Raw genomic sequence first — 25,024 nt, 5'->3', positions numbered from 1 at the left:
TTCCATGATTTCGCAGCCACATGCTGGTTCCATGATTTCGCAACCGCTGTCACAGCAATTGTTGTGCTTAGCGAAAAGCTTTTTCAGAAGACCGAACTTTGGCTTGCCACATGGCGAGTCACAGCAAGGATCAACAACTTCGCAGCCACATGTTGGGGCAGCAAATTCGCAACCACAAGCTGGCTCGACGTCACAACAAGTGTCGCAGTCGTTGTTACATAGTTTGTCAAGGAAGCCGAATGCGCTAGCGCTCGATGAGCTAACAGCGAGCATTGCAACGGCCAACAGAGCAGGAATAAATACACGACGCATCGTGAATCTCCATAGATTGAAGTTTTTGGGAAGGGTTGCCACGCACGAGCCGCTACACGTCTGAGTGGCCGAGGCTACTCAAGAACTGTTGTTCCAATCGTTGAAGCTGCGTGTCCGCGAGGATTCGTAGCGGCGACTGGCGGGTGGCGACACCGGTGGTTGAACACCGGAGGGTTGGCGTTCAAGGTAAGGTATCGGTCGCGATTACGAACTACTCTCAGCGAATGACCTGAATTCGCACCAGGAGATTTCGGTTGCGTGAGCGTTGTGCAGCCTGTGACGGAAAGTCCAGTTGAAACCCGCGTTTGGCCAGTCCTGCGGTTACAAACCCGCCAAGCAAGGCGTTCGAAAGGGGGGGCGACTGCCGAAAGCGAGTGCGTAGCACTAGGTCCACTGCTCGCGTACCGTTAGCACTGTTCGCGTATAAAAACAGCCGACCGCATGGTTGCGATCGGCTGTTCGTTGATAGATCGAAGTGCGAAGAGGCTTACTCTTCTTCGCGGTCTTTTTCTTTCTCGACTTTGTTTCCTTCTAACGCAGCGTCGTCATCGTACTTCGCTTCAGGAATCTCGCTGGTGTCCTTCGTGGCTAGCACGCTGTGGTAGACCGCAAACTCGCTGCCTTCTTCTCCCGTCTTCTTCTCGACAGGCTCTTCGGTAACCTTGGCAGCTTCCACGATCAGTGCGATGACCTTGCGTTCCACGATTTGGTTTCGCAGTGCGTCCATCTGGCCTTGCTTTTCGAGGCGTGATCGAACGGCGCGAGGTGAAGCGTCTTCTTGTTGAGCGATCAACTCGATTTCGGCTTCGTAATCTGCTTCCTCAGCGTCGATCTTTTGCTCTTCAGCAATTTGCTCGAGAACGAAGTGTTCACGCAAAGCGGCTTCGGTGGACGTTTGAGCGTTTTGACGCGACGCGTTCACGAATCGCTTGATCATTTCATCATCGAAACCGCTGCGTTGCAGTTCCATGACTTGGCGACGCATTTCGCGATTGGTTTGTCGCTTAACAAGCGTTGGTGGCAGTTCGAATTGCAAATTCTCGGTCAACATGCCGACAATCGTTTTGCGAATCGCTTGCTCGGTTCGGTAATCAGCTTGGCGTGTGAGCGAGTCTTTGACAAAGCTGCGAAGTTCATCCTCGGACTCGAAATCACCGAGTTCTTCCAAGAACGAATCGGTCAGTTCAGGCATTTCAAGCTTCAAGACTTCGACGACCGTGAATTCGACGTCGACTTCCTTACCACGCATTTCTTCGTCATCGACGCCATCAGCGATCTTGATCTTGCCCTTCTTGACGTCACCTTCCATCACGCCGGTCATCAATTCGCCGAAGTTCTCGCACACGCCATCGGTGAGGCTAAGGCGATCTTCAAGCGTGACACGCTCTTCATCCATCTCGGACAACTTCTTGCCGTCAAGCGAGAACTTCGCGGTCAGCAGAAGCTTATCGCCTGCGACAGCGGCTTCGTCGGTTGCTTCAAGCGTTGCATAACGCGAAAGGACTCGCTTCAAAGCCTCATCGACGTCGGCATCGGAAACCGTTTCGACAGGCTTGGCAAACTTGATGCCTTTCCAAGTCGGGGTTTCAAATTCAGGTCGAACTTCAATTTTGAACTGGAACTTGAAGTCGCCGGTGTCTGGGATTTCAATTGCGTTGTAATCGAAGTCAGGTTCGCCGATCGCCGAGAACTGGTCGGTATCGGTGACTTGCCCGAGGCTGTCCATCAGCAGTGAGCCTTTGACCTGCTCAACGACGCGGTCCTTGAATTGCTTTTCGACAAGTTTGCGAGGAGCCCGACCACTGCGGAAACCTGGCACTTGAGCTTCAGGAACGAGTTCATCGTACGCGTTCTTCATGTAACGCTGAACTTCGGCCTGAGGAATCGTGACGATCACCTCGCGGAGGCAAGCTTGCGGGCTTTCGACCTTCACGTCCAATTGAATGGACGGCTTTTCGTCAGCGGCAGCTAATTCGGGGGTGGATTCGGTGGAGGTGGACATCCTGCGAATGACCTCTAAGGGAAGGGTAAGAGAGGAGTTGAGTTGTATTTAGCCCGGTAGTCTAGCGATTGTCAGTGAAAACGGGCAAGCGGGGACTCTCCAAACTCTAATTACTGCGTGAATGTTCACCCAAACGTCGAGAATTTGCATTGGTCCGCTTGGTAACGTATTCTCTGAACCCCACGTTATTCCCTTTATGTACCCCCGCTTCTACCCCCACTTTAAGCGAGTCAGATTGCCATGGCGATTCAACCTCAAGTGAAGGCACTGCTGTGCTGCGCAGCTCTGGTGGCGTTCACATTGAATATGTCGAGCCGAGCCGAGGCGTTTTCGTTTATTTTCGCGGGTGAAGCAAACGGACATGATATCGTTGCTCATCCCGAAGGCTACAACGGCGTGGGAGGAGTTCTGAATGTGACTGTCGGAATCGACGCTTCCTCTCAAGCCAATTCCGTTTCCAACACAGCGCTCATGGCGGTATCCGTTCAGAATGTGATCAACACGTTCAATAGTCTGACGCCTACCACTGGCAATTTCATTTCCGACTTTGTCAACATTCCAGTTGGGGCTTACGACTTTGAATCCGTCTTGTTGCACGAAATGGGGCACTCACTTGGGTTGGCCCACACCAACATTGCTGGTGGCGGTGCCAATAGTGACTACAGCAATTCGTCCGCAGGTCCAGACACATCATTCAACTTTAGCCCTGGCGTTGATGGAGTGATTGGGACGCGCGACGACGTTCGTGGCGACGATGTCAACCTGTCATACTTTCGCACCAGTGGTACGTCAGCGGAGGTGAATAATCCGTTTACCATCGCGTCGGTCGTGGATTCAACGACCTACTCCCGTGACCTAGCTGATCTACCCGCAGGTGACTTGTATGCAGGAAACGCCAGTCGTCAAAACGCTGGCACGTTCGCTTCAGTTAGCAATCAAACTGAAGCGGTCATGAATCAAGGAACATTCAACAACGAGATTCAACGTGAACTCGGCCACGACGACGTTGCAGGTCTACTGTACGCTCAGTCTGGACTTGATTCGATCGCCGGGACAGCCGACGACTACACGCTCAACCTCGTCTTCGCTGGTAACGTGGCAACCAACGGAGCGGACATTGTGATCGACTTCGATAACGGGCAGACAGGTTTTGCGGTCTCGGGTTCGTCCGGCACGTTTCTAAGCGCCGATGACATTGCGATCACGAGTAATAACATTTACTTCAACGATAATTTCACCTGGCATTACAATCAAGTTTCCAACGCCGTTGCCGTTCCCGAGCCGAGTGCGACGTTGATCGCACTCGTGGGCCTAATCGCGGTGGTTCGCCGTCGAAAGCGTAACTCCTAGACGCAGCAAGTGATCCCAGACGCAGCGAGCGAAGTGTTGAGACTTCGCCAGCATGGCGTCTCGCTGCTTGTCGGCGTGTTTACCGAGGTAACCACTGGACCGCGTCAGCGACGACATAGCCGTCTGCATCTGACGTTTCCACTCGGACGGAACCGCTTTCACCAAATTTGAACTTGCCTAACGAAATCCAGCCGCCTGGCAATGGCGGAACCTTTCGCTGATTGATCGCGACGGTTGTCGTGCCTTCGCTGTGCGAGATGGAAAGTCGCGTGTTCGTCGCTCGATTCGCATTGGGTGGGTAGCTGAACCTGACCTCGTAAACGCCGGGTTTTAACTGCGAGTCAAACACGATCGCCGTTTCGGGATCGTGTTCATTGCCGTCGTGGTGGTACCCACTGTCAAGATAGGAGGCACTGCTTGTGGAGTGAGTCCACTTGCCCAATCGCTTGGCGTCTTCATCATCGACGACAATTCCTGGCAACTTGCTCGTTGGGCGTTCGTAAGCAACTTCGTAGGTCAGCACTTGGCCATCAGAAATTAAACGTTCCGAAAGTTCCGAGTAGGGTACCGATTGGACATCGCAATTCGCATCGATTGCCATCACCGCAGCAGTGGCGGCCGATTGTCCAAGCACCATGAATACGGGTTCCATCCGAATCGAACCAAATGCCATGTGCGATGACGAGATGCAGACGGGGACGAACAAGTTCCTGCACTCTTCTTGCTTGGGAACCATGGATCCGTAGGCAATTTCGTATGGCCTTGGTGTATGAATTCCGATGTCGCCTTCGTTCTGGACGAAACCTTCTTCCGTGACATAACGCTGCACGTTATGGGAATCAAGAGTGTACGACCCCATTCCCACTGAATCTGGTGTTGGCACTCGATCGAGACAATCATGTTCGGTCATCACATAGTGTCCGATCATTCGACGTGCTTCGCGAATGTAAAGCTGGTGAGGCCAACCGCCATTGTCTTGGAACTCGTCTGCCGCCAAGCCCCACGTTTGCATCCGGTTTCGGATGGCTTGGGGAACGCTTGGATCATGGGACATGAAGTACATCAAACCCTTCTGGTACGATTCATGTTCGGCAATGATTTCTTGACGTCGTTCGTACGTCGCTTCGGGGTAGTCGTAGTTCATCCCGATATTGTCGGTGCTGAACGGCCCATGGTTGTTCGTATCCGTTTTACGATTGGGCATGAGGTCAAACTTGCTGAACAAGTCGTGCGTTTCGACGGCGAGCGCGCGAGATAGTAATGCGTAGTCGCCCGCGTTGTAGTCGGCGGGTTTAGCGAACGGAATTCGATTGTCCGGATGATTGCTCAAACACATTCGAAAGCAGTACGCCTGGATACGCTTGTCACCCGAGCCCTTTTCGCCCGGCGGTTGGTCACTGATTTTAGGGAGAAGCCCAGAACTCGGGTCACCAGGAACCACGTACGGATCTACTTTTTGGGCAAAGTAATGGGGGTGATGAAAGACGCCCGTTTGAACCCCGTTATAGCGTTCGTTGTATACCGAGTTGGCTTCGCGTCCGACGTGATACGAAACGCCTGCCGCTGCCATCAGGTCACCTTCATACGTGGTGTCGATGAACATCTTGCCCCGATACGTTTTTCCATCAAGAGTTTTAAACGAGTGAATGGTCGCGTTCTTCACATCAACACCGCCCGCAGAGCGATCTAGATAGGCCTCTCGGACCAGCGGAATGTCGTACTCGTTGATCCATGCGTCGAAGATGGATTCGGCCACCTGAGGCTCGAACACCCACATTGTGGGAACTCCGCCCGCACGCGGAGGCGGTCCTTGGCTGCGTTCGCCAAATTCGGCCTTCGTTTGGCGGGTCCACACGGATGGATTTTGGTAGTGTTCCCAAACTCGGTGGTAGAACTCTTGGCTCAGTCCACCCACGACGTCTTTATTGCCAGAATCCGTGAATCCCAGTCCGCTCGATGAGAGCCCTCCCAAGTGCTTGTCGGGTGACACGATGATGACGGACTTGCCCATCACTTTCGCCTGAATGGCTGCGGTGACAGCGCCGCTGGTGCCGCCGTAAATGACTACGTCGTAGGATTGGTCGGCAAACACATTGGTGCAGCAGAGCACGAACAAGAAACACAAGTACTTCACGAATCGACTCACAAGGGGTTGAGGGACTTTGCACCAAGTACTTTAGGTCAAGTACTTGCTTACCCAATCGCTTGGGCGAGATCGGCTTGAAGATCTTCCACCGATTCTAGTCCAACCGAAAGGCGGATGAGGCCATCGGTGATTCCAAAACGGGCTCGGTCTTCAGGTGCATAAGAGGCATGGGACATGGTGGCGGGTTGTTCGATTAAGGATTCTACCGCGCCAAGACTAACGGCAAGGTGGAACAGCTTGGTGGATTCGCAAACCTTCGCCGTTTCTCGCTCGGTTGCGTCGAGTTCGAAGGTGACCATCGCACCGAAATTGTCGCAGAACGACTGCTTGGCCAAATCATGCTGGGGATGCGATGGTAAGCCGGGGTACAAAACGCTGCGGACCTTGGGATGGCCCTGCAACCAAAGCGATAGTGCCATTGCTGTTTTGGATTGTTCACGAATTCGCAATTCGAGAGTCTTGAGTCCTCGCGAAACCAAAAAACAACTCAACGGATCCAGAACCGCACCGGTGGCATTTTGTACAAAGTAAAGATCCTTCAATATCGTTTCATCGGCGACCGCAAGGGTTCCGCCGAGACAGTCGCTGTGGCCGCCAAGGTATTTGGTCGCCGAATGCATGACGATATCGATGCCTTGTTCGAGCGGGCGAATCAACGCGGGTGTGCCAAACGTGTTGTCGACTCCCGTTAAGATGCCCCGAGACTTTCCGATTGCTGAAATGGCGGATAAATCGGGGATGCTCAACCTTGGATTGCCGATCGTTTCCGCCCAGATCAGTTTCGTCTGCTTGGTGATTGCGGCTTCGATCGCAGCGACGTCGGTCATGTCGACCAGCGTGACCGTGATTCCGCTACGGTCACAAATCTGATGCAGCAAACGGTACGCGCCACCGTAGAGGTCACAACCCGCGATGACATGATCGCCTGCGCGAAGCAGCATCGTGACGCAGTGGATCGCCGCCATGCCTGACGAGAAAGCCAAAGCTCCGCAACCGCCTTCGAGCGAGGCTAAGGTCGTTTGCAGGTTGGTTCGTGTGGGATTGCCGCTGCGGGAATAATCAAACTCACCCCATTCGCCAGCACCAGGTTGGCGAAACGTGCTGGCGAGATGAATCGGCGGGACGACGGCACCGGTGGAAGGATCAACTTCGTTGCCGACGTGAATGGCGCGTGTGCGAAAGGAATGATCAGATTGAGCCATGGTGGTTGAATCAAGGGAGATGAGCGGCTAGCAGGCTGATGTCTGGGACCAAGACGGCAGGCAAATCGCTGGGAATGAAATCGGATTCGGTGGGGCTGTATTGAACATGTTGGGCCGGCGACAAAGCGTCAACGGTTCCGCCCACTGCCCCGGGGATACTGATGCAAAGCGGCTCGTTCCTAACATGGCCGGCTGCGCATGACCGTGAACCAACTACTCTCGATCAAGCGTCACGTGTGCCACTTCCGCACCACGCTATATTCGGTGTGCGAAAATGCCGTAAACAGCGAGCGCCTATGCGTCGAGCGCCTGCTTTAAGTCAGCGATTAAGTCTTCGGCGTTCTCGATACCGCAGGACATACGAATCATGTTGTCGGCGATACCAAAACGGATTCGCTCTTCCGGTGTACAGCTAAAATAGCTCATCACCAACGGCTGCTCGATCAACGATTCCACACCGCCCAAACTCGGCGCGATCCGTGGGATGCGAGCGGCATCAACCACGCGAGAGGTCTCTTTCCAATCAGCGTCCTTGATCGTGAATGTGATCAACCCGCCGAAGCCCCGCATTTGCAAAGCCGCCGTCGCGTGAGTCGGATGAGACGCAAGGCCCGGATAATAGACACGCTCGACTCGGGGATGGGCTTCCAGGAACTCAGCGATCCGTTGGCCATTTTCGTTGTGCCGCTGCATCCTAAGTTCGAACGTCTTGAGCCCACGTTCGAGTAAGTACAGATTGTGGGAGGAATTCACGCTGCCGAGAATTCCCCGCAATTTGCGAACGGGTTCGAGTTGTTCCTTGGATCCGCAAATCGATCCGGCGAGCAAGTCGTTGTGACCGCCAAGATATTTGGTGGCCGAATGAAGCACGTAATCAACGCCGTATTCAATCGGGCGGATGTTGAACGGCGTCGCCAACGTCGCGTCGATCAACGTTTCAACTTCGTTAGCTTTGCCCACCGCCACAAATTTTTCGAGATCAACGACCGTCAAATGAGGATTGGTTGGCGATTCGCTCACCAACATCTTCGTGCTCTCGTTAATCGCGGCTTCCATCGCGGCGAAGTCTCCGGTGGGGACTTGTCGCGTGACGACGCCGAAACGAGCGAGATGCTTTGCGCAAAACTCACGACTGCGGTGGTAACACTGGTCAAAGAATACGATCTCATCACCAGCGCTTAGTTTGGTCATCAACAAGCCGACGATAGCCGCCATGCCACTGCTATAAAGAATCGCTTCTTCGGCACCATCGAGGGCGGCTAGCTTTGCTTCGACGCTTTTTTCGTTGGGCGTGCCGTAGCGACCATACTCCGGACGGTCTTCGTGTCCTTCGACAAAGCGAAGCAGATCGTCAGTGGATTCGAAGGTGAACGTCGAAGCGGTCACAATCGGAGCACTGATTGACCCGCCTGCTTTTTGTCTTGGTTCACCCGCGTGAACTGACTTTGTCGATAGGCCTGCGTTGGCCAAGATGTCCGAATGAGAAGGACGCGGACGATTGGAGTCGACGGCGTCGGAATCGGTTGTATTTGAAGAGATATCCAGTGTCATGGCTCTTTAGCAGAAAAAAGGCTGCAAGCGGCCGCAAATCCCTCGAAGGGGACGCGTGGTGACGAACGATTCGTCAGCGTCAGCACTCAAGAGTAGCTGTCAGTTCCAAGATTGACAATGGTTTATCGACTCAAGAACTGCAACACACCGGGCGGCTGGGATTTCGATTGGCATGACCCGCTCATTTTCACATGACGCGTTCGATCCGAAATTCCAGCGTCGGAAACCTTAGCGTCCGAAACTTAAGCGTCCCAAACCCAACGCTTGGGCAATCATGGCGAAGCCACGCTGGCGAACAGGGTTAGCGAACAGGGTTAGCGAAAAGGGCGGCATCGTGCCTTGGGCCGGCCAGTTTGTTCTTTTGACGAGCGGATGCCCCTGACGCACCATTGGGGGGCCCCCGTTGTCTACAATAGTTGCCATTATCAAGACGTCTTCCATCGATAGGTGCCATTATGCCTAGGTCCACATCCCGCCGTTCTTCGATCGGCAAGCCTTTCGCACACAAGCCAAACCGCCAAGTTCGTCGACGAATGATGTTTGAGTCGCTTGAACAGAAACGGCTCTTTGCCGGGGATGTCGGAACGGGTGGACTTGTGTTCGAGACTCCACCTAGTCAGGCAGAGGCGGTTGGTGAATTGTTGGAACTGCAGCTCGACGTGACTCGTGATGGAACGTCTTTGTTGGATTCCAATCGCGCGTTCACGGCGAACGTTGGCGACCGCTTTGACTTTGAGATCCGTTACGACGACTTGAGGGTCTTTGACGACCGGCTGGGTGCCTATTCCGTTTACGCGGACATCTCAAGCAGCATTGAAAACGCTCCCGTCGAACCGCTGCTCACGGAGACTCAATTCTTGTTCATCGACGATCCCGGTAGCGGTGGATCGTCTTCTGAAATATTGATTTCGATGGATGGACGCGGTTCATCGACGATTGCTTATGACGATTTCGCAGGCGATGCCGTGGACGCTCTTGGTAATGCGCTGCAAGGATTAGGTTTTGATTCCTCGGAATTCTCCGTTGAGCAAGTCTCTACGAGCGTTGCGGACCTTGCTTATCAAATTCGTTTCTTGGGCGAGGATTTTTACAACGTTGACGTTCCCCCGCTTTCGGTTGATCTGATTGGCTTTGGTGTCGACGCGGACTCAAGCGTTGACGAAGTTCCCGCCAGACTTGCCGACGGGTCGGTCAATTCTGATGCGATTCAATACAACTTGATCACGGCGAATCCGACCTTCAACAATTCGGAAGACTTCTACAAGTTCGTCAACGAAGGTGCCTACAACTCAACGGACTTTCTTGTGGGACTTGGCGGTTTAGGTCTGGCGGATACCTCTGGGTTGGGTATTCCAGGACTATCCGATGACGGAGTCTTTGTCGAACCATTCTTCGTCGTAGGACTTCCGGTCGAGGTTGTCGCGACGGGCGTTGACGTTGAGTTTGAAGTCGGACCTAGCTCGACTGCCTCTTCTATTCTGCTTTATGGAGAGAGCGAGGCTTTGGCATCGGACTTTATTCTGCTTGATGAGGACGCAGTGGTCACCGGCACGTTCGTTGCATCTCACCCGATCGCTCAGAATCCTGTGCTCCGTGAGGATGTGAATGACGATGGAACCATTTCGTTGGCTGATGCTCTAGCGGTCACCAACCAACTGCCTGCGATCGGCACGGTCGGATCTCCGTTTGCTGCGCCGTATCTAGATGTCGACGGTGATGGCAGCGTAACACCGCTCGATGCCAATCGTGTCATGACCGCGTTGGACGCGTTAGACAATGGCGAGCCGATCGACGAATTCGTTACCTCCGATGCTCCGTCACTTTTGGCCTTGGGACTCGACGCTCGCAAGGACGGTGTCTCGGTCTTGGATGGCGGCAACTCAGGGATGTTACAAGTCGGAGACATTTTCGAACTGGAAGTGTTCTACGAAGACCTGCGCGCCGAATCGGATCGCTCCGGAGCCTTTTCGCTATTTGTTGACATCACTGCATCGCAACCCGACAAGTTCCGGCCTGTCGTTTCGGAAACTCAGCAAATCTTCTTCTCCGAAGAAATCAGGAGTGCCAGCGGAGGCAGCATCGAAGTTGCGTTGCAAGGCGAGTCCGGTACAGTCCAAGTCAGTTTGGCGGACATTCAGATCAGTCCTAGCGACGCTCTGTCAACGGCCCTCGAAAGCCTTGGGTTTGGACCCGATCGCGTTGAAGTAACCCGGATCGATATGCGAGGCGCAGACGCGATTGGTTTGCAGCTTCGCTTTACCGACAAGATGGTTGACATTCCTAATGTCACGATCGACACAAGTGGTTTGACCGGAGCATCGGTTGTCGCTGATGTTGTCGAGACTGCGGCGTTCTTGTCCGATGGCGAGACGGTGAATCCGGCGGCGATTGAGTTCAATATCAATTCGTTCTCTCGTACGCTCAACGGCGGGACCGAGTTTTATTCTCCGATGCAAGGCGCTACCTATTCGCTCGATGAGGGGAGTCTGTTTCAAAGCATCGGTGGTGTCGGCGGATTATCGACCGGTGAAGGCATCCGCGGATTCTCAAGCGACGGTACACTCGTCCAACCGTTTGCCGCATTTAGTATTGAGCTTGAAGTCATTGCCGATGCCGACGATGTGGAATTTGAAGTCGGTCGGGCAGCGTCGCCGGATCATCCTATCGCGTTGTATGGTCTTGATAACGCACTTGGCCCCAATCAAGTCATTGGTGGAAACTACGAACGGATCACTCTCGATTTTCAGGCTTCAGAATCTGACTTGGTGGCGGGTAACGAGAGCCTAACTCTTGTCGAGGACGCGTTTGCGGGGATCGACCTTTCCACGCTTGTCACCGGCGGTATTCCCGACACTTACGCCATCGAAGTTGAGCCTGAGTCTGGTTTCACCCTCTTAAATGGGTCGTCGGTGCAGTACTACCCGAACTCGAACTTCTTTGGTTCCGACAGTTTTGTTTATCGAGTCTCAAACGCGTCCGGTTCGGCAACCGGAGTGATCTCGCTAACGGTTTCGCCCGTCAATGATACCCCCGTTGCGATCGACGATGCCGTGTCGACGACGCCCGACACCGAGCTAACTATTTCCGGATCGTCGCTGACGGCGAACGATAGCGCCGGGCCAAACGAGGATGATCAAACGCTAACGGTGGTCGGAGTTGGCGAAAGTGCCGCGGGTGCGACTGTCACTCTCGAAGATGGTGATATCACTTATGTTCCCGCCACTGGTTTCAACGGAACGGACACCTTCACGTACGAGGTGAGCGACGGAGTTCTGCAGTCAACCGCTACGGTTGTCGTGTCGGTGGGGAATGGCGAACTCATTGAACTTCAACTCGATGTGACCCGAGATGGAACTTCGTTGCTTGACGAGGATCGCAACTTTTCCGCAAAGGTTGGTGATCGGTTCAACTTCGAAATTTACTACGACGACCTGCGCGTGTTGGATGAGGAAATCGGCGCCTTTGCAATCTTCGCCGACATCATGAGTAGTGCAGAGGCCCCGCTAAAACCTTTGATGACTGAAACGCAATTGCTCTCCATCGGCAGCGAAGTGGCTGACGAGTCCACCGAGGAAAGTGAGTTGCTATTTTCAATGGAGGGTCGGACCGGGGTGTCGATCGCGTACTCTGATTTCTCGGACGACAAAGTTGGCTCGCTCGAAAGTGCATTCGTGGCGATGGGATTTGAAGTCGATGAGTTTTCAGTCACCGAGTACGAAACGAGCAGTGGGAACCTCAATTTTAGAATTCGCTTTCTCGGCGATTCTTTCATTGACCAAGATGTGCCTCCGCTGACCGTTGAATTCATTAGTTTTCTAGCTGATGTATCGACTGAGACAACCCAAATCGACGTTCGCAACAGCGACGGAAGTATCAATTCGGATGCCGTTCGATTCAATCTCGTTCTTGAAAGTCCAACCTTCAATCAAGGGGAAGCGTTCTACGCTGACCTGACTGAAGGTTCGTACAGTGAAACTACTTTCTTGACGCGATTGGGAGGTATCGGCCCCGTCGTGTCCGATGGTGGAGGCGTTCCTAGCCTGTCCAATGATGGTGTATTCATTCAACCATTCTTTGTGTTGGCGTTGCCGTTCGAGGTTACGGGGATCAGCGAAGCGATTGAGTTTGAAGTGAAAGCCAACGAAGGGGACGAATCAGTGCTCCTGTACGGTAGAGACAGTTTGGTAACGCCCGAACTTGTTTTTACTGACCGGGATGCCATTGTCACGGGAACTTTCACAGCGGGTTTGCACAACGCAGTGCTTCGAGAAGATGTCAACGGTGACGGAATGGTCTCGGCACTTGATGCTATTCAAGTCATGAATTTGTTGCCGTTGATCGATTCCCAAGGACCGTATGTGGGTGTCTTGTACCCGGATGTCGATGCCGATGGGGAAGTTACTGCTATTGACGTCAATCGAATCATGACGGCCATGGCTGCTTTGGAAGCGGGTGAGCCGATTGATGATTTTGTCACTTCGGATGCCGACGGACTGCTCGCGTTAAGTTTGGACGCGAAGATCGGCGGGGACTCGATCCTTGATGGTGATGGCAGGGCTACGCTGCGGCCGGGCCAGTATTTTGAGTTGGAGGTTCAATACGAAGATTTGCGCAGTGAAGACGATCGGCTTGGTGCGTTTTCTCTATTCGCCGACATCGCGACGAGCCATCCTGAAACCTTCCGTCCGGTGTTTTCAGAGCACCAGCAAGTATTCTTTTCGAGCGATATCGCTCAAACGGACGGTGGTGTGATTCGCTTCTCGACCGAGGAAGGTGTTGCAACCGCAGAAGTATCGCACCAGGATTTTGTGGAGTCGCCGCTCGCTGCGATAACCGACGCGGCGTACGAATTGTTCGGTCCTACTGCGGTTTCCGTTTCGCAAATCCGAATTCTAGACAGCGATGTCCTCGGTTTTCGTTTGCAGTTCTCGGGAGATTACGATGCGCCTAACGTCAATGTGGACGTCAGTGAGTTGACCGGCGCGGCGGTGGAAGTGTCCGTGGTCGAAGTGCCCGGCAGACTCGAGGACGGGAGTTTGAATCCAGCAGCGTTCGCTCATTCACTGACAGTGACCCCTTGGTCGACGGACAACCAAGTCTCGTTCTATCAACCTTTCTTGCAAGGCGCCTCGTATGATCCCGATTCCAACGACGTTTTCCGTAACATCGGTGGTGTCGGTGCGCTCGTCGGGGACGGAGGTGGAATCCCGTCGCTTATCCAAGATGAGCTTCCGCAACCTTTCACCTCATTCACGATCACTCTAGAAGTGCTGCAAAATGCGGACGATGTGGTCTTTGAGATCGGCAGGTCCAATGGCGATTCACCGACCTTGCTGTATGGTCTCGATAATCCATTAGGCGAATCCCAGGTCATCGCAGGTGCGAATGCTCGAATCGTGCTGGACTTTGTGACTCCCGAAGTCGTGGTCGCGGATGACGTGACGATCACGCAGTTGGAAGACAACTTTTCCGGCATCGATTTGGCAACCCTGGTTAGCTCGGGCGAAGCAACCTTGTTTGATACCGTGGGAAGTCCGCAGAACGGGACGGTGTTCTTGGAAGGATCGTTGTTGCGTTACTTCCCGCTTGAGAACTTCTTTGGAACGGATTCGATCGAGTACGTGGCAAGCGATGGTGTGACGTCATCATCCGCGACGATCACTTTCGAAGTGCAGCCAGTCAATGATCCTCCGATCAGCATGGACGACGACATCAGCGGACTTGAGGACACTGAGATACTCGTGTCAATCGAGCAACTGCTCGCCAATGACAATGATGGCGACGGCGCCGGACAAACACTGTCGATTACGGAAGTGGGAGAAACCACTAGCGGTGCCACCGTTGAAATTGACGGCGACAATATTCGGTACATCCCGCTAGCGAACTTCGCCGGGTCGGATTCGTTCACGTATACCGTTAGCGACTCAGAGACCACGGCAAGAGGCACGGTCAATGTCTTCATTGAATCGGTCAACGATCCACCGGTCGCCAACGATGACGAGCTGCAAACCAAGTCAGGCACAACGGTTGATGTGTCGATCGAAACTCTTTTGTCCAACGACAGCCCCGGGCCCTTGGAAGACCAAACGCTTGCGCTAACCAACGTGGAAGCCAGTGATTCGGGGGCCGTTGTCGTGATTGATGGCGATCGTGTTTTCTACACATCAGCATCTGGCTTCGTAGGCACAGACACATTCACGTACACGTTGTCCGACGGTGATTTGGAAGTTACGGGGACGGTGACTGTCGCAGTGGAATCGGCGGCTGAGCCGGTGTCGTTATTCTTCGAGGGTGAAACTGCCTACGATCTGATCATTCGACCTAATGGTGATGATTTAGAGGTCTACCAAGTCTCGACCGAAGATATCGTTTTTAGTCGTTCTATCGAGCTGGTGGAGAGCCTGAGCATTTCCGTCGACAACGGACTGTCTAACTCAATCCGTATTGAAAACCAATCGAGATTGCCGTTTGCGATCCATGTCGAAGTCAATGGCGACGGCGACGATTCTTTGGTGGTCGCGGAAGGTACGGTTTCCGTTGTCACGCTCGACACCGGTGATGCGGAATCACTTAGCGGCCCGCTGACATTGACTCTTGGCGAAGGTTATGAGCCATTGTCCGCGAGTGGCTTCGAGCGAGTGGCGGTTGAAGAAATCGATGAGATTCTGATAGCCAGTAATCTCGCTATTGGTGATGGAGAGTTGATCCTGAACTCTAGCGACCCGGTCGAATTGCCTGCTGTAACTTCCATCGAAGGCGGATCTTTGTCGTCAACCGCCGCCGTGTTGGTAGGAGACGAAAGTTCGATCGTTGGCAACGGTACCGTATCAACGATGGACGACTCGGAAACGCCTTTGACAATCAACGGAACAGTCGACGGTGCATCGGCGGATTCGCGACTGACATTCACTGGGTTTGTTAATGGAAATGGAAGTTTCAGCAACGTGACCTTCGCAGGGACGTTTTCGCCGGGACTAAGCGCGACAATATCCGACAACGGGAACGTGATTTACGCTGACACCAGCAACGTGATCATTGAACTAGGCGGACCCATTGCCGGTAGCGGTTTTGATCAGGTCAACCACACCGGCGTGGCGGCCGTCTTGGGTGATGTTGATGTGCAGTTGATCAACGACTTTCAACCCAGTGGCGGTGAGAGTTACACGATCATGACGGCAACCGATTCATTGGTCAACGAAATTGGTGAGCTGAAGTTGCCCGAGTTGAGTCAGGGATTGAGGTGGGTGGTTCGGGAAACCGCGAACACGTTGCGTTTGGAAGTTGAAGTCGACACCGGGCTGTTGGACGGTGAATTGGTCGTCGATGTCGTTGATGGTCAACTTGTCGTGAAGACAGCGAATGGCGATCCCGTGCCCGTTTCGGGAAATCGACTTCGATTGCAGGTCCGACCGACCGACCAGTTTGTCAATGTTGCTGGCTTCGAAAACTCAGGAACGGAAGTGGTTGACGGTGTGTTCGTCCAAAAAGTTTCGCTCGGCGACGTCGAGCTTGAAATTGCCGGAAGCGGATGGACGAACTACATCAATCCGGCGGATGTGGACGGGTCAGGTTCGATCACTTCGTTAGATGCGTTGCTTATCATCAACAACATGTTGCGGGCGGGCCTATTTACGTCGGAAAACTTTGACCTGATTGATCCGGCTACCTTGGCTGAGTTTCCCAACGCGTTTTACGATGTCAGCGGCGACGGTCGTGGATCGGCCCTGGATGCTCTTCGCGTGATCAATCGAATATCCGTTGTTGTCGTCGATGGTGAAGGCGAAGAAGTGGCTCCGCTCGCAGGCGTTGCATCGTCGCCGGGGGAAACGGATCGAGCGATGGAAAACTTAGCGATTGACATCAGAAGCGAAACGCCTACAAAAATCGCTTCCTTTGCGACCGATCAAGCCAATGTTGATGCCGCAATCGCTAGCCTTTTCGATGATGATGACAAGGAAGGTTCATCTATCGGGGACATTGCGGGGCTGGATACACTGGGATGGTAGCAAATGGCAAATCTGCGATTGGCCTACCCGACGTATTACTGAGACCAGCCATGCACCATTCTTTCGCTTTTACTCGCTTGACGCTTTGGCGATTCTTTGCGTCAGTAATTCTTGCTGGCGTGCTTGTGGGCGAAGCGGCCGTGGCGGATGAGATCGTAGCGGATGAAATCGTGGCGGATGAAATCACGACGGATGAGGTCACGACGTCTCAAGAGCTTGAAAAGCGAATGGTCGAGCTGGTGGACCAACTCGGGGCAGCCGGTTTTGCTGACCGAGAACGTGCGGCGGCGAAACTAATGGAAATGGGGCCGAGCATCCTTGATCCGCTTCGCACGTTGGCGGAAAAATCGAGTGATCCCGAGGTACGCGATCGAGCCGAGGCTATCGTGGTTCAGATGGCCGAGGGGAATTTACAAATGCGTATCGAGACGTTCTTGTCCGGCGGCAAATGCACGTTTGAAGGCTGGGAAGAATTCAAAGATGCGATGGCCGATAACAACGTCACTCGCGATCTGTTCATTCAGATTATGACCGAGCATCCTACGCTATTGCCTTCGTTAGCGGGAACGACAAGGGATAGGATGGATGCTGTGGAATCAACGATTGGAAAGATCCAGCATCGTCAGTTCATCGAACGAACATTTGCGACCGCGGCGGACACCATTGCACTTTACCTGCCGACTCGTGATCCTGAATTGCCACTTCTGGCTGGACACGAGAGCGTGATGCTTAGATTGCTCGATCAAGAAGCGGCCCGGGTGATCCGACGCGAGACCAAATTGGCGGAACCGTTTACGAAACTGTTTGCTGGTTGGACTAATCGAGCCACGTTGACCAATCGAACGGAAACCTTGATCAAGGTGGTGCAGTGGGAGATTCCCGAAGCTTTGCCCTTGGCGGTTCGGACCCTTAGCGAAGCGAATCAAACTGAAACCTTAGCAATCGCTCTGCAAGTCGTGTCGCGGTTCGGAACGAAGAAGGATGCTCTCGCGGTGGCTCCGTTGCTTGGCGATCGGCGAATGACCGCGGAAGTGGGGTATGCTGGGGGGCGATTGATCGAAACTAAGATGTGTGATCTTGCGATCGCCACCATTGCGATCTTGCATGACGTTAAGCTGGACGATGTCGGTTTGAAGAACGCTCGCAATCGTCCCAATCTTGGCTTTGATTTTCGTGAAATCGGTTTTGCGCCGGATGAAAAGGAAGAGCGTTCCAAAAGCATCGAAATCGTGAAAGAGCTTTTGGATTCGAACAAGTCTTAGCTTCCAATCACTCCTGACCCTAAGTGGTGATGGAATCAACCTATTCTTAGGGCATAGGCTGCCCGCCAAAGGATTCTAGATGGCAACGTTAAAGTTTTGTGGTGCTGCTGGCACTGTCACCGGTTCTTGTTCGCTCGTGCGTAGTGAAACCGCCACCTTCTTGGTTGATTGTGGTTTGTTTCAAGGCAACCGAACGACTCAGGAACTTAACCTTGGTGAATTTCCCTTTGACGCGAGCAAGGTTGAATTTCTGGTGCTCACCCACGCCCACATCGATCATAGCGGGCTGCTTCCCAAACTCACCGCGGCGGGCTTCACGGGGCCGATCTACACCACGCCGGCAACTAAACGTTTGTTGGAATTCATGTTGGCCGACTCGGCGTACATTCAACAATCCAATGCCGAACGCGAAAATCGAAAGCGTGAGCGTCGCGGACAAGAGCCCGTCGTTCCGATTTACACGATCGAAGACGCGCAAGAGACTCTTAAACAGATCGTGACGCATGACTACGAAACCTGGTTCGAACCGAAACCGGGATTGCGAGTGAGGTTTTGGAACGCGGGTCACTTACTCGGTTCGTTATCGGCCGAGATTCACGTTCCCGAAGGCGGCAAATCGATCCGCATGCTCTTCTCAGGCGACCTTGGTCCCGAAGAAAAGGCGTTCCATCCCGAACCTGATGCTCCGCAGGGTTACGACTACATTATTTGCGAAAGCACTTACGGGAACCGCGACCGCGAAGAATACACCTTGAAGGCGCGTCGCGATGCGATGCGCGACGAACTCAAGCGAGCTTTGGCACGAGGTGGCAACGTTGTCATCCCATCGTTCGCCGTCGAACGTTCGCAAGAATTGTTGCATGACATCGCTGTGCTGCTTGATAGTGGTGAAATCCCGGATGCGGACGTCTACCTTGATTCACCGATGGCTCGCAAAGCGACCGAAGTGTTCATGGACTTTGCTGGGACCATGGAAGACATCGAAATTGATTCAGCGAAACTGTTTCGCCACAAAAACTTTCATATCACTCAGTCGGTTGATGAAAGTAAGGCGATCAACAACATCAAGAAAGGTGCGATCATTATCTCGGCCAGCGGCATGTGTAACGCCGGTCGGATCAAGCACCACTTGAAGAACAATATCTTCCGGCCCGAGTCAACGATTCTGTTTGTCGGTTACCAATCGCCCGGCACACTTGGAAACATCATTACCAGCGGTGCAAAGAAGGTCCGCATCCATGGAAAGGAATACGAGGTTCGGGCCCAAATCCGTCGTCTTGGTAATTACTCCGCCCACGCTGATCAACCTGAACTGGTCAATTGGCTGATCGAACGAGGTCCGGTCACGGGGGGGCTATTCTTGAATCATGGCGAAGACGATTCGCGTGCGGCGCTGCGTGATTTGATGGTGTCGAAAGGTTACGATCCCGAAAAGGTGTTTCTGCCTCAATTTGACGAAAGTTACGAACTGATCGCCGGTGGCACCGCTCATTCGACCGAAAAGCCCAAGCCAAGGATTCCGGTCGCTCAACTCGAACGGGATTGGCACAACGAGTACGCTGAGTTCATGATGGATCTAAGCACTCAATTGCAGGCGGCTAGCACGCCGGAGGCAAGACACCAGATCATGCAAAAGCTCTCCGCTGCGCTTGCCAATTAAGCGGAAGGGGCCTTCTGCCGACATTGATGGTCCACACCGGACGGTGCGCCCGGTAACCCATCGCGTGGGAATAACCCATAGCGCGGGAACTTGAAATTGTTGGTATCCTGAGTCAACTCAAACCCTTGTCCACTCCCTCGAAGGATTCACCGCATGACAGCGGCTGGCGACGATAACGAAATTCTTAGCGAAGCGGATGCCGCTCGCCTTCACGATGCTCGTAAGAAGATTCTTGAACAATTGGGGAAAATCATCGTTGGCCAAGAGAAGGTCATCGACGAGATTTTGATTTGTCTGTTCAGTCGCGGACACGTGATGCTTGAAGGCGTGCCGGGTCTCGCTAAAACGCTCATGATCAGCACACTGGCAAAAACGCTTGATATGTCGTTTAGCCGGGTGCAATTCACGCCCGACTTGATGCCCGCCGATGTGACGGGTACCGAGATCATGGAAGAAGATCGTTCGACCGGCCATCGCGATTTCCGTTTCATGCAGGGGCCGTTGTTTGCCAACGTGGTGTTGGCGGACGAAATCAACCGTACGCCACCGAAGACGCAATCTGCTTTGCTCGAGGCGATGCAGGAACGCCAAGTCACGGTGGGACGAAATCGTCACGTGCTTCCCGATCCATTCTTTGTCCTCGCGACTCAGAACCCGATTGAGCAAGAGGGCACGTACCCGCTTCCTGAAGCGCAACAAGACCGCTTCATGTTCAAAATCTATGTCGATTACCCAAGCTTCGATGAAGAATTTGAAGTGGCTCGGCGAACAACCGGTAGCCAAGTCGCCGAGGTGCAACCTGTGTTGCAAGGCGATGAGATCTTGCGTTTGCAAAAGCTCGTTCGCCAAGTTCCGATTAGCGACCACGTGGTTCGCTATGCTTTGTCGCTTGTTCGGCAAACGCGAGTGGGTAGCGAAGGTGTGCCAGACTTTGTCGACGATATGGTTGGCTGGGGTGCAGGACCTCGCGCCGTCCAGTTCCTTATTCTCGGTGGCAAGGCACGAGCTCTTTTGGAAGGTCGTTTCCATGTGCAAGTCGAAGACATCGCTGCGCTTGCCGCGCCCGTGCTTCGGCATCGAATGGTGGTCAACTTCGCCGCCGAAAGCGATGGCATCACCAGTGACGATGTTGTCAAACGAATTGTAGATGCGACCCCTACCACCGAGGATGAACTTTCACGCGATGCCCGATTCCAAAAGATATTTGCGTCCTGAAGTCACGGGGCGGATTCGTCGTTTGGAACTAACGGCGCGCCGCGTCGTGGAAGGCTTCCTCTCGGGGATGCACCGAAGTCCGTACTTTGGCCAATCGATCGAATTCCTGCAGCACCGTCAGTACACACGCGGTGACGAGATTCGTCATATCGATTGGAAGGTCTACGCGCGCCAAGATAAGTTGCATATTAAACAATACGAAGAGGAAACGAATCTTCGGCTCACGTTGTTGGTGGATCGCTCGGCTAGCATGGCCTACGGCGATGGTGATTCGAACAAGTTCGACTACTCCGCTTCGATTGCCGCGTCGCTCGCCTATTTAGCGTTACGGCAAAAGGATGGCTGCGGTCTGTTCACGTTTGACACGGAAGTCCGATCGAGTGTCCCGGCCAGAAGTAATCAGCAGCAACTCACACGGATCTTGGCACTGCTTGATAGCGTGGGTGCCGACGGTCGGACCGACCTGCCTAAAGTCGCCAAACAGGTTGCTCAGGCGATCCCCAAGCGAGGCTTGGTGGTGGTCATTTCCGATTTGCTTGGCGTCGACAACCTGATGGAAGGTCTTCGGGTGCTTCGTCAACGTGGGCACGACGTGGCTTTATTCCATGTGTTGCATAGCGATGAGTTGGACTTTGAATTCAACGGTTCAACGCGTTTTGAAGGTCTCGAGAGTGATGACTTTTTGAACTGCAATCCACGTGCCCTGCGGGAAGGGTATCTTGAGGCGTTGAACGAGTTCTTGAGTGAAACGAAGAAGTCCTGTGGGCGACTTTCTATCGATTACGTCGGCGTGCGCACCAGCGATCCTCTCGATGCGGTGTTAGCACGGTTCCTGGCGGCCAGGACAACGCTTCCCAACTTGAAGCGATAGTGAGTCCAGGACTTGTATGCCTGCGGTTTGTTGCCCGGTAGGCGCGATTTACCCGCTTCGCGAATTGGCTAACTCTGCTACAACTGCGCGAATTCGAAGATCTTTTCCGATATTGGAACCGTCCATCTGGCGATCCGATGTCACTACAACACCCCGCTGTGATGAATCATGGAACCTCTTGATCTTAGTACGTTCGAATACAACGTCGTAGAACGTCCACTGACTATCGATGATTACGACGAGTTGAAGGAGATGGCGGAACTCTGCTTTCCAGGAATCCCTTCTTGGACTCGCGAGCAAATTGAAAGTCAGATTCAAATGTTCCCCGAAGGCCAGTTCGTCATCGAGATCGACGGGAAGCTGGCTGCGTCGGCGAACAACGTCATCATCGATTACGACTCAAAATTAGAGTGGCACAACTGGAAGGCAATCTCAGACAACGGCTTCATTCGTAACCACAAGCCGAAGGGCGACACGCTCTACGGAATTGAGATCATGGTTCACCCGAAGTTCCGCGGTATGAAGCTGTCTCGTCGATTGTACGACGCCCGCAAGCAGATATGCCGCGACAAGAATCTCGCTCGGTTCATCATTGCGGGGCGGATTCCTAACTACCACAAGTATGCCGAAACGATGACGGCGAGCGTCTACATCGAAGATGTCTTGAATAAGGCCATCTTCGATCCCGTTCTGACTGCTCAGCTCTCCAATGGTTTCGCCGTTCGCGGTTTGATTCCAAACTACCTGCCCAGCGACATAGAATCTTGCGGCTACGCCACTTACTTGGAATGGACTAATCTCGATCACGTGCCCGGCGGTAAGCGAAGATTTCATTCGCTCGTCGAGCAAGTTCGAGTCTGTGTGGTTCAATATCAACTCAGAACGGTGCGAAACTTTGACGAGTTCGCCCAACAGTGCGAATTTTTCGTCGATACCGCGTCTGATTATAAGTCAGACTTCGTATTGTTTCCGGAGCTGTTCACGACTCAGTTGCTTTCCTGCGTGGAATCTTCGCGACCAGGCCAAGCCGCTCGTCAGCTTGCTGAATTCACGCCTCAATTTCTTGACTTCTTCATCGACCTTGCGGTGAAGTACAACGTCAACATCATCGGTGGTTCCCAGTTCGTAATCGAGGATGACATCCTCTACAACATCGCTTACTTGTTTCGACGCGATGGTACGATCGGAAAGCAATACAAGATTCACATCACGCCGAGCGAGCGGAAATGGTGGGGAGTCAATCCGGGTAAGAAAGTGGAAGTGTTCGACACCGATTGCGGTCCGATTGCGATTCAGATCTGCTACGACATCGAGTTCCCCGAGCTGACCCGCATAGCGGCAGCGAAAGGAGCTCAAATTGTGTTTGTGCCATTCAACACCGATACCAGGCACGGCTACTTGCGTGTGCGTTCATGTGCTCAGGCTCGATGCATCGAAAACCATATGTATGTCGCAATATCTGGATGTACAGGCAACCTTCCGTTCGTCGAAAACTCGGACATCCACTACGCTCAGTCGGGAATCTTCACGCCGGCGGATATGGAATTCGCGAGAGACGCTATCGCTGCGGAATGCAATCCCAATGTCGAGACGTTGATCATCCACGACTTGGACATCGAACAATTACGGCGTCACAAAGAAGCCGGCAGTGTACAAAACTGGAACGATCGTATGCTCGATTACTATCACGTCGCATATCACGAAGACGGGAAAGATTTTCGAGTTTAGGACAGCAATGGAACCAGAGTCTTCATCGGCGTAGAATGGGTTTTTGACAACCCATTTCACGACGAGATTACTACGTATGAGACTGCTGCTTCTGATTTTTGTTAGTTCACTCGGTGCATTGGCATGCGCTCGCACCGGAGTTGCCGAAACCTTCAAGGACGGGGAAACGGTGTGCTTTCTCGGTGACAGCATCTCTGCTTCGGGGATCACTCAAACGATCGTGTCCAACTATTATGCGACTCGGTTCCCCGATCGGACGGTACGGTTCGTGAACGCCGGTCGGTCTGGGGATACGGCGGGTGGTTCTTTGCAGCGATTACAGGACGATGTGATCGCGAAGCATCCGACCACGGTGGCAATCATGTTCGGCATGAATGATGTGAATCGAAGTTCTTACGTCGCCAAGCCCGGCGAATCCGAACAACAGGCTCAACAGCGGGCCCTCGATGCGTACCAAAAGAACATGAAGACCGTTGTGGAGCGACTTAAAAAGGAAGCAAACGATACGAAGTTCGTGTTCATCACTCCATCACCGTTCGATGAAACGGTAGTGCTTGATCGCGACAATAACCAACCTGGTTGCAACGACGGGTTAGCCCGTTGCGCATCGATAGTTCGTGAATTGGCGAGTCAGCATGGCGGATCTGTGGTGGACTATCACGGACCGATGACTGAGTTGAACTTGAATCAGCAGAAACTCGATCCCTCATGGACCATCATTGGGCCTGACCGAGTGCACCCTGGGCAGCCAGGTCACCTAATGATGGCTTGGCTATTTCTAAAGTCGCAAGATGTACCCGCGTTGGTTTCAAATGTGGAAATTGATGCAAGCGGAATGCGAGTCGCAAAGAACGATAACGCCGAGGTAAGTTCGTTAGCAATGAATGGCGATGTTCTCACGTTTTCCATCCTTGAAAATTCGCTGCCGTTCCCAATTTCTAAATCGGCTGCCGGTGTCCTGGATTTGCTTCCGATTGTGGCGGATTTGAATCAAGAACTGCTTAAGATTACCGGCCTCGACGGTGAACAGTATGAACTGCGAATAGATGGAAATGTCATCGGACGTTATTCATCATCTGAGTTGTCCGATGGGATCAACTTGGCAATGAATGATGCAACCCCGCAGTTCAAGCAAGCTCAAGCGGTTGCTACGCAAAACGAATACCGGCGTAGCAAAGAGGCTCAGGCGTGCAGCATGGTCAACACCCGACGTTGGTTAAAGAGCCGCGCTAAAGTCGACCCGGATGACACTGATGCTATTCAGGCCTACTACGACAACCTTGAAGTCAAGAACGATTACTACGCGACGATGACTCGGATTCTTCTTGAAAAGTGGAGTCAATACGACGAGCTTCTCGAAGAAGCCAAGCGTCATGAAGACGATGTACTGACGGGCCGCAAGCCAGTCTCGCACTCGTACGAGCTCGTTCAGGTATCAAAGCCTTAGCTCAGTACCCAACGCAATACAGCAGTGTCAACTAGCCAGCGAGCGTTCCTGGACGATGTTATTGATAGTTCAGGGGCTCCTTGGCGAATGGAACGGTGGTGACGGATTCACTCTGCAGTGAACGAGTCGAGACGCTGCTGTTCTGGTTTCGGTCTGCTCTGAATGGCAAATCAATGGCAACTTGACGGAAAATCAACGCCGGTCAATATCATGCGGGCAGGTCCACTATCATGGATGCCAACATCGAACATCTCGCGAAGGTCATCGGATGA

12 protein-coding genes are annotated in these 25,024 nt (G+C 53.2%); 8 read left to right on the top strand and 4 right to left on the bottom strand.

Features of this window, described 5'->3' with window-relative positions:
- Window positions 1-799: 799 nt before the first annotated feature.
- Window positions 800-2,314: a trigger factor gene (gene tig, locus Pla22_RS18695; protein WP_146516265.1), complete on the bottom strand. Its 1,515-nt coding sequence runs from the start codon at window positions 2,312-2,314 to the stop codon at window positions 800-802.
- A gap of 240 nt (window positions 2,315-2,554) precedes the next feature.
- Here tig and Pla22_RS18690 point away from each other — a divergent pair, with 240 nt between their 5' ends.
- On the top strand, window positions 2,555-3,664 hold the full coding sequence (locus tag Pla22_RS18690; protein WP_146516264.1) for a hypothetical protein: 1,110 nt from the start codon (window positions 2,555-2,557) through the stop codon (window positions 3,662-3,664).
- Window positions 3,665-3,743: 79 nt separating this feature from the next.
- Here Pla22_RS18690 and Pla22_RS18685 read toward each other — a convergent pair whose 3' ends face one another.
- The 3 genes from Pla22_RS18685 to Pla22_RS18675 form a co-directional block, all read right to left on the bottom strand.
- Complete coding sequence (locus tag Pla22_RS18685) at window positions 3,744-5,798, bottom strand: FAD-dependent oxidoreductase (protein WP_146516263.1); 2,055 nt, start codon at window positions 5,796-5,798, stop codon at window positions 3,744-3,746.
- Window positions 5,799-5,857: 59 nt separating this feature from the next.
- A complete protein-coding gene (locus Pla22_RS18680) occupies window positions 5,858-7,012 on the bottom strand; it encodes a trans-sulfuration enzyme family protein (RefSeq protein WP_146516262.1) in 1,155 nt (384 codons plus the stop codon).
- Between the two features lie 294 nt (window positions 7,013-7,306).
- On the bottom strand, window positions 7,307-8,563 hold the full coding sequence (locus Pla22_RS18675) for a trans-sulfuration enzyme family protein (protein ID WP_146516261.1): 1,257 nt from the start codon (window positions 8,561-8,563) through the stop codon (window positions 7,307-7,309).
- 455 nt (window positions 8,564-9,018) lie between these two features.
- Here Pla22_RS18675 and Pla22_RS18670 point away from each other — a divergent pair, with 455 nt between their 5' ends.
- The 7 genes from Pla22_RS18670 (at window position 9,019) to Pla22_RS18640 (ending at window position 24,752) form a co-directional block, all read left to right on the top strand.
- Window positions 9,019-16,569 carry a tandem-95 repeat protein gene (locus Pla22_RS18670; protein ID WP_146516260.1) on the top strand — a complete coding sequence of 2,517 codons (7,551 nt, stop codon included), beginning with the start codon at window positions 9,019-9,021 and terminating at the stop codon, window positions 16,567-16,569.
- 50 nt (window positions 16,570-16,619) lie between these two features.
- Window positions 16,620-17,831 carry a hypothetical protein gene (locus tag Pla22_RS18665; protein ID WP_146516259.1) on the top strand — a complete coding sequence of 404 codons (1,212 nt, stop codon included), beginning with the start codon at window positions 16,620-16,622 and terminating at the stop codon, window positions 17,829-17,831.
- 79 nt (window positions 17,832-17,910) lie between these two features.
- Window positions 17,911-19,491, top strand: a complete 1,581-nt coding sequence (locus Pla22_RS18660; RefSeq protein WP_146516258.1) for an MBL fold metallo-hydrolase — start codon at window positions 17,911-17,913, stop codon at window positions 19,489-19,491.
- Window positions 19,492-19,644: 153 nt separating this feature from the next.
- A complete protein-coding gene (locus tag Pla22_RS18655) occupies window positions 19,645-20,706 on the top strand; it encodes an AAA family ATPase (protein WP_146516257.1) in 1,062 nt (353 codons plus the stop codon).
- A complete protein-coding gene (locus Pla22_RS18650) occupies window positions 20,696-21,577 on the top strand; it encodes a DUF58 domain-containing protein (protein ID WP_146516615.1) in 882 nt (293 codons plus the stop codon). Before Pla22_RS18655 ends, Pla22_RS18650 begins: the two co-directional genes overlap by 11 nt.
- 168 nt (window positions 21,578-21,745) lie before the next feature.
- Window positions 21,746-23,305 carry a carbon-nitrogen hydrolase family protein gene (locus Pla22_RS18645; RefSeq protein ID WP_146516256.1) on the top strand — a complete coding sequence of 520 codons (1,560 nt, stop codon included), beginning with the start codon at window positions 21,746-21,748 and terminating at the stop codon, window positions 23,303-23,305.
- 76 nt (window positions 23,306-23,381) lie between these two features.
- Window positions 23,382-24,752 carry an SGNH/GDSL hydrolase family protein gene (locus tag Pla22_RS18640; RefSeq protein WP_146516255.1) on the top strand — a complete coding sequence of 457 codons (1,371 nt, stop codon included), beginning with the start codon at window positions 23,382-23,384 and terminating at the stop codon, window positions 24,750-24,752.
- Window positions 24,753-25,024: the final 272 nt, after the last annotated feature.

The sequence above is a fragment of the Rubripirellula amarantea genome, assembly GCF_007859865.1.
GTDB lineage: Bacteria > Planctomycetota > Planctomycetia > Pirellulales > Pirellulaceae > Rubripirellula > Rubripirellula amarantea.
Note: the sequence above shows the minus strand (reverse complement) of the source record. Positions and strands in the feature narration are given on the sequence as shown.

Coding starts and splice junctions, on each gene's coding strand:
- Pla22_RS18640 (WP_146516255.1), top strand. CDS start 23,382: ATGAGACTGCTGCTTCTGATTTTTGTTAGTTCACTCGGTGCATTGGCA.
- tig (WP_146516265.1), bottom strand. CDS start 2,314: ATGTCCACCTCCACCGAATCCACCCCCGAATTAGCTGCCGCTGACGAA.
- Pla22_RS18645 (WP_146516256.1), top strand. CDS start 21,746: ATGGAACCTCTTGATCTTAGTACGTTCGAATACAACGTCGTAGAACGT.
- Pla22_RS18670 (WP_146516260.1), top strand. CDS start 9,019: ATGCCTAGGTCCACATCCCGCCGTTCTTCGATCGGCAAGCCTTTCGCA.
- Pla22_RS18655 (WP_146516257.1), top strand. CDS start 19,645: ATGACAGCGGCTGGCGACGATAACGAAATTCTTAGCGAAGCGGATGCC.
- Pla22_RS18660 (WP_146516258.1), top strand. CDS start 17,911: ATGGCAACGTTAAAGTTTTGTGGTGCTGCTGGCACTGTCACCGGTTCT.
- Pla22_RS18690 (WP_146516264.1), top strand. CDS start 2,555: ATGGCGATTCAACCTCAAGTGAAGGCACTGCTGTGCTGCGCAGCTCTG.
- Pla22_RS18665 (WP_146516259.1), top strand. CDS start 16,620: ATGCACCATTCTTTCGCTTTTACTCGCTTGACGCTTTGGCGATTCTTT.
- Pla22_RS18680 (WP_146516262.1), bottom strand. CDS start 7,012: ATGGCTCAATCTGATCATTCCTTTCGCACACGCGCCATTCACGTCGGC.
- Pla22_RS18675 (WP_146516261.1), bottom strand. CDS start 8,563: ATGACACTGGATATCTCTTCAAATACAACCGATTCCGACGCCGTCGAC.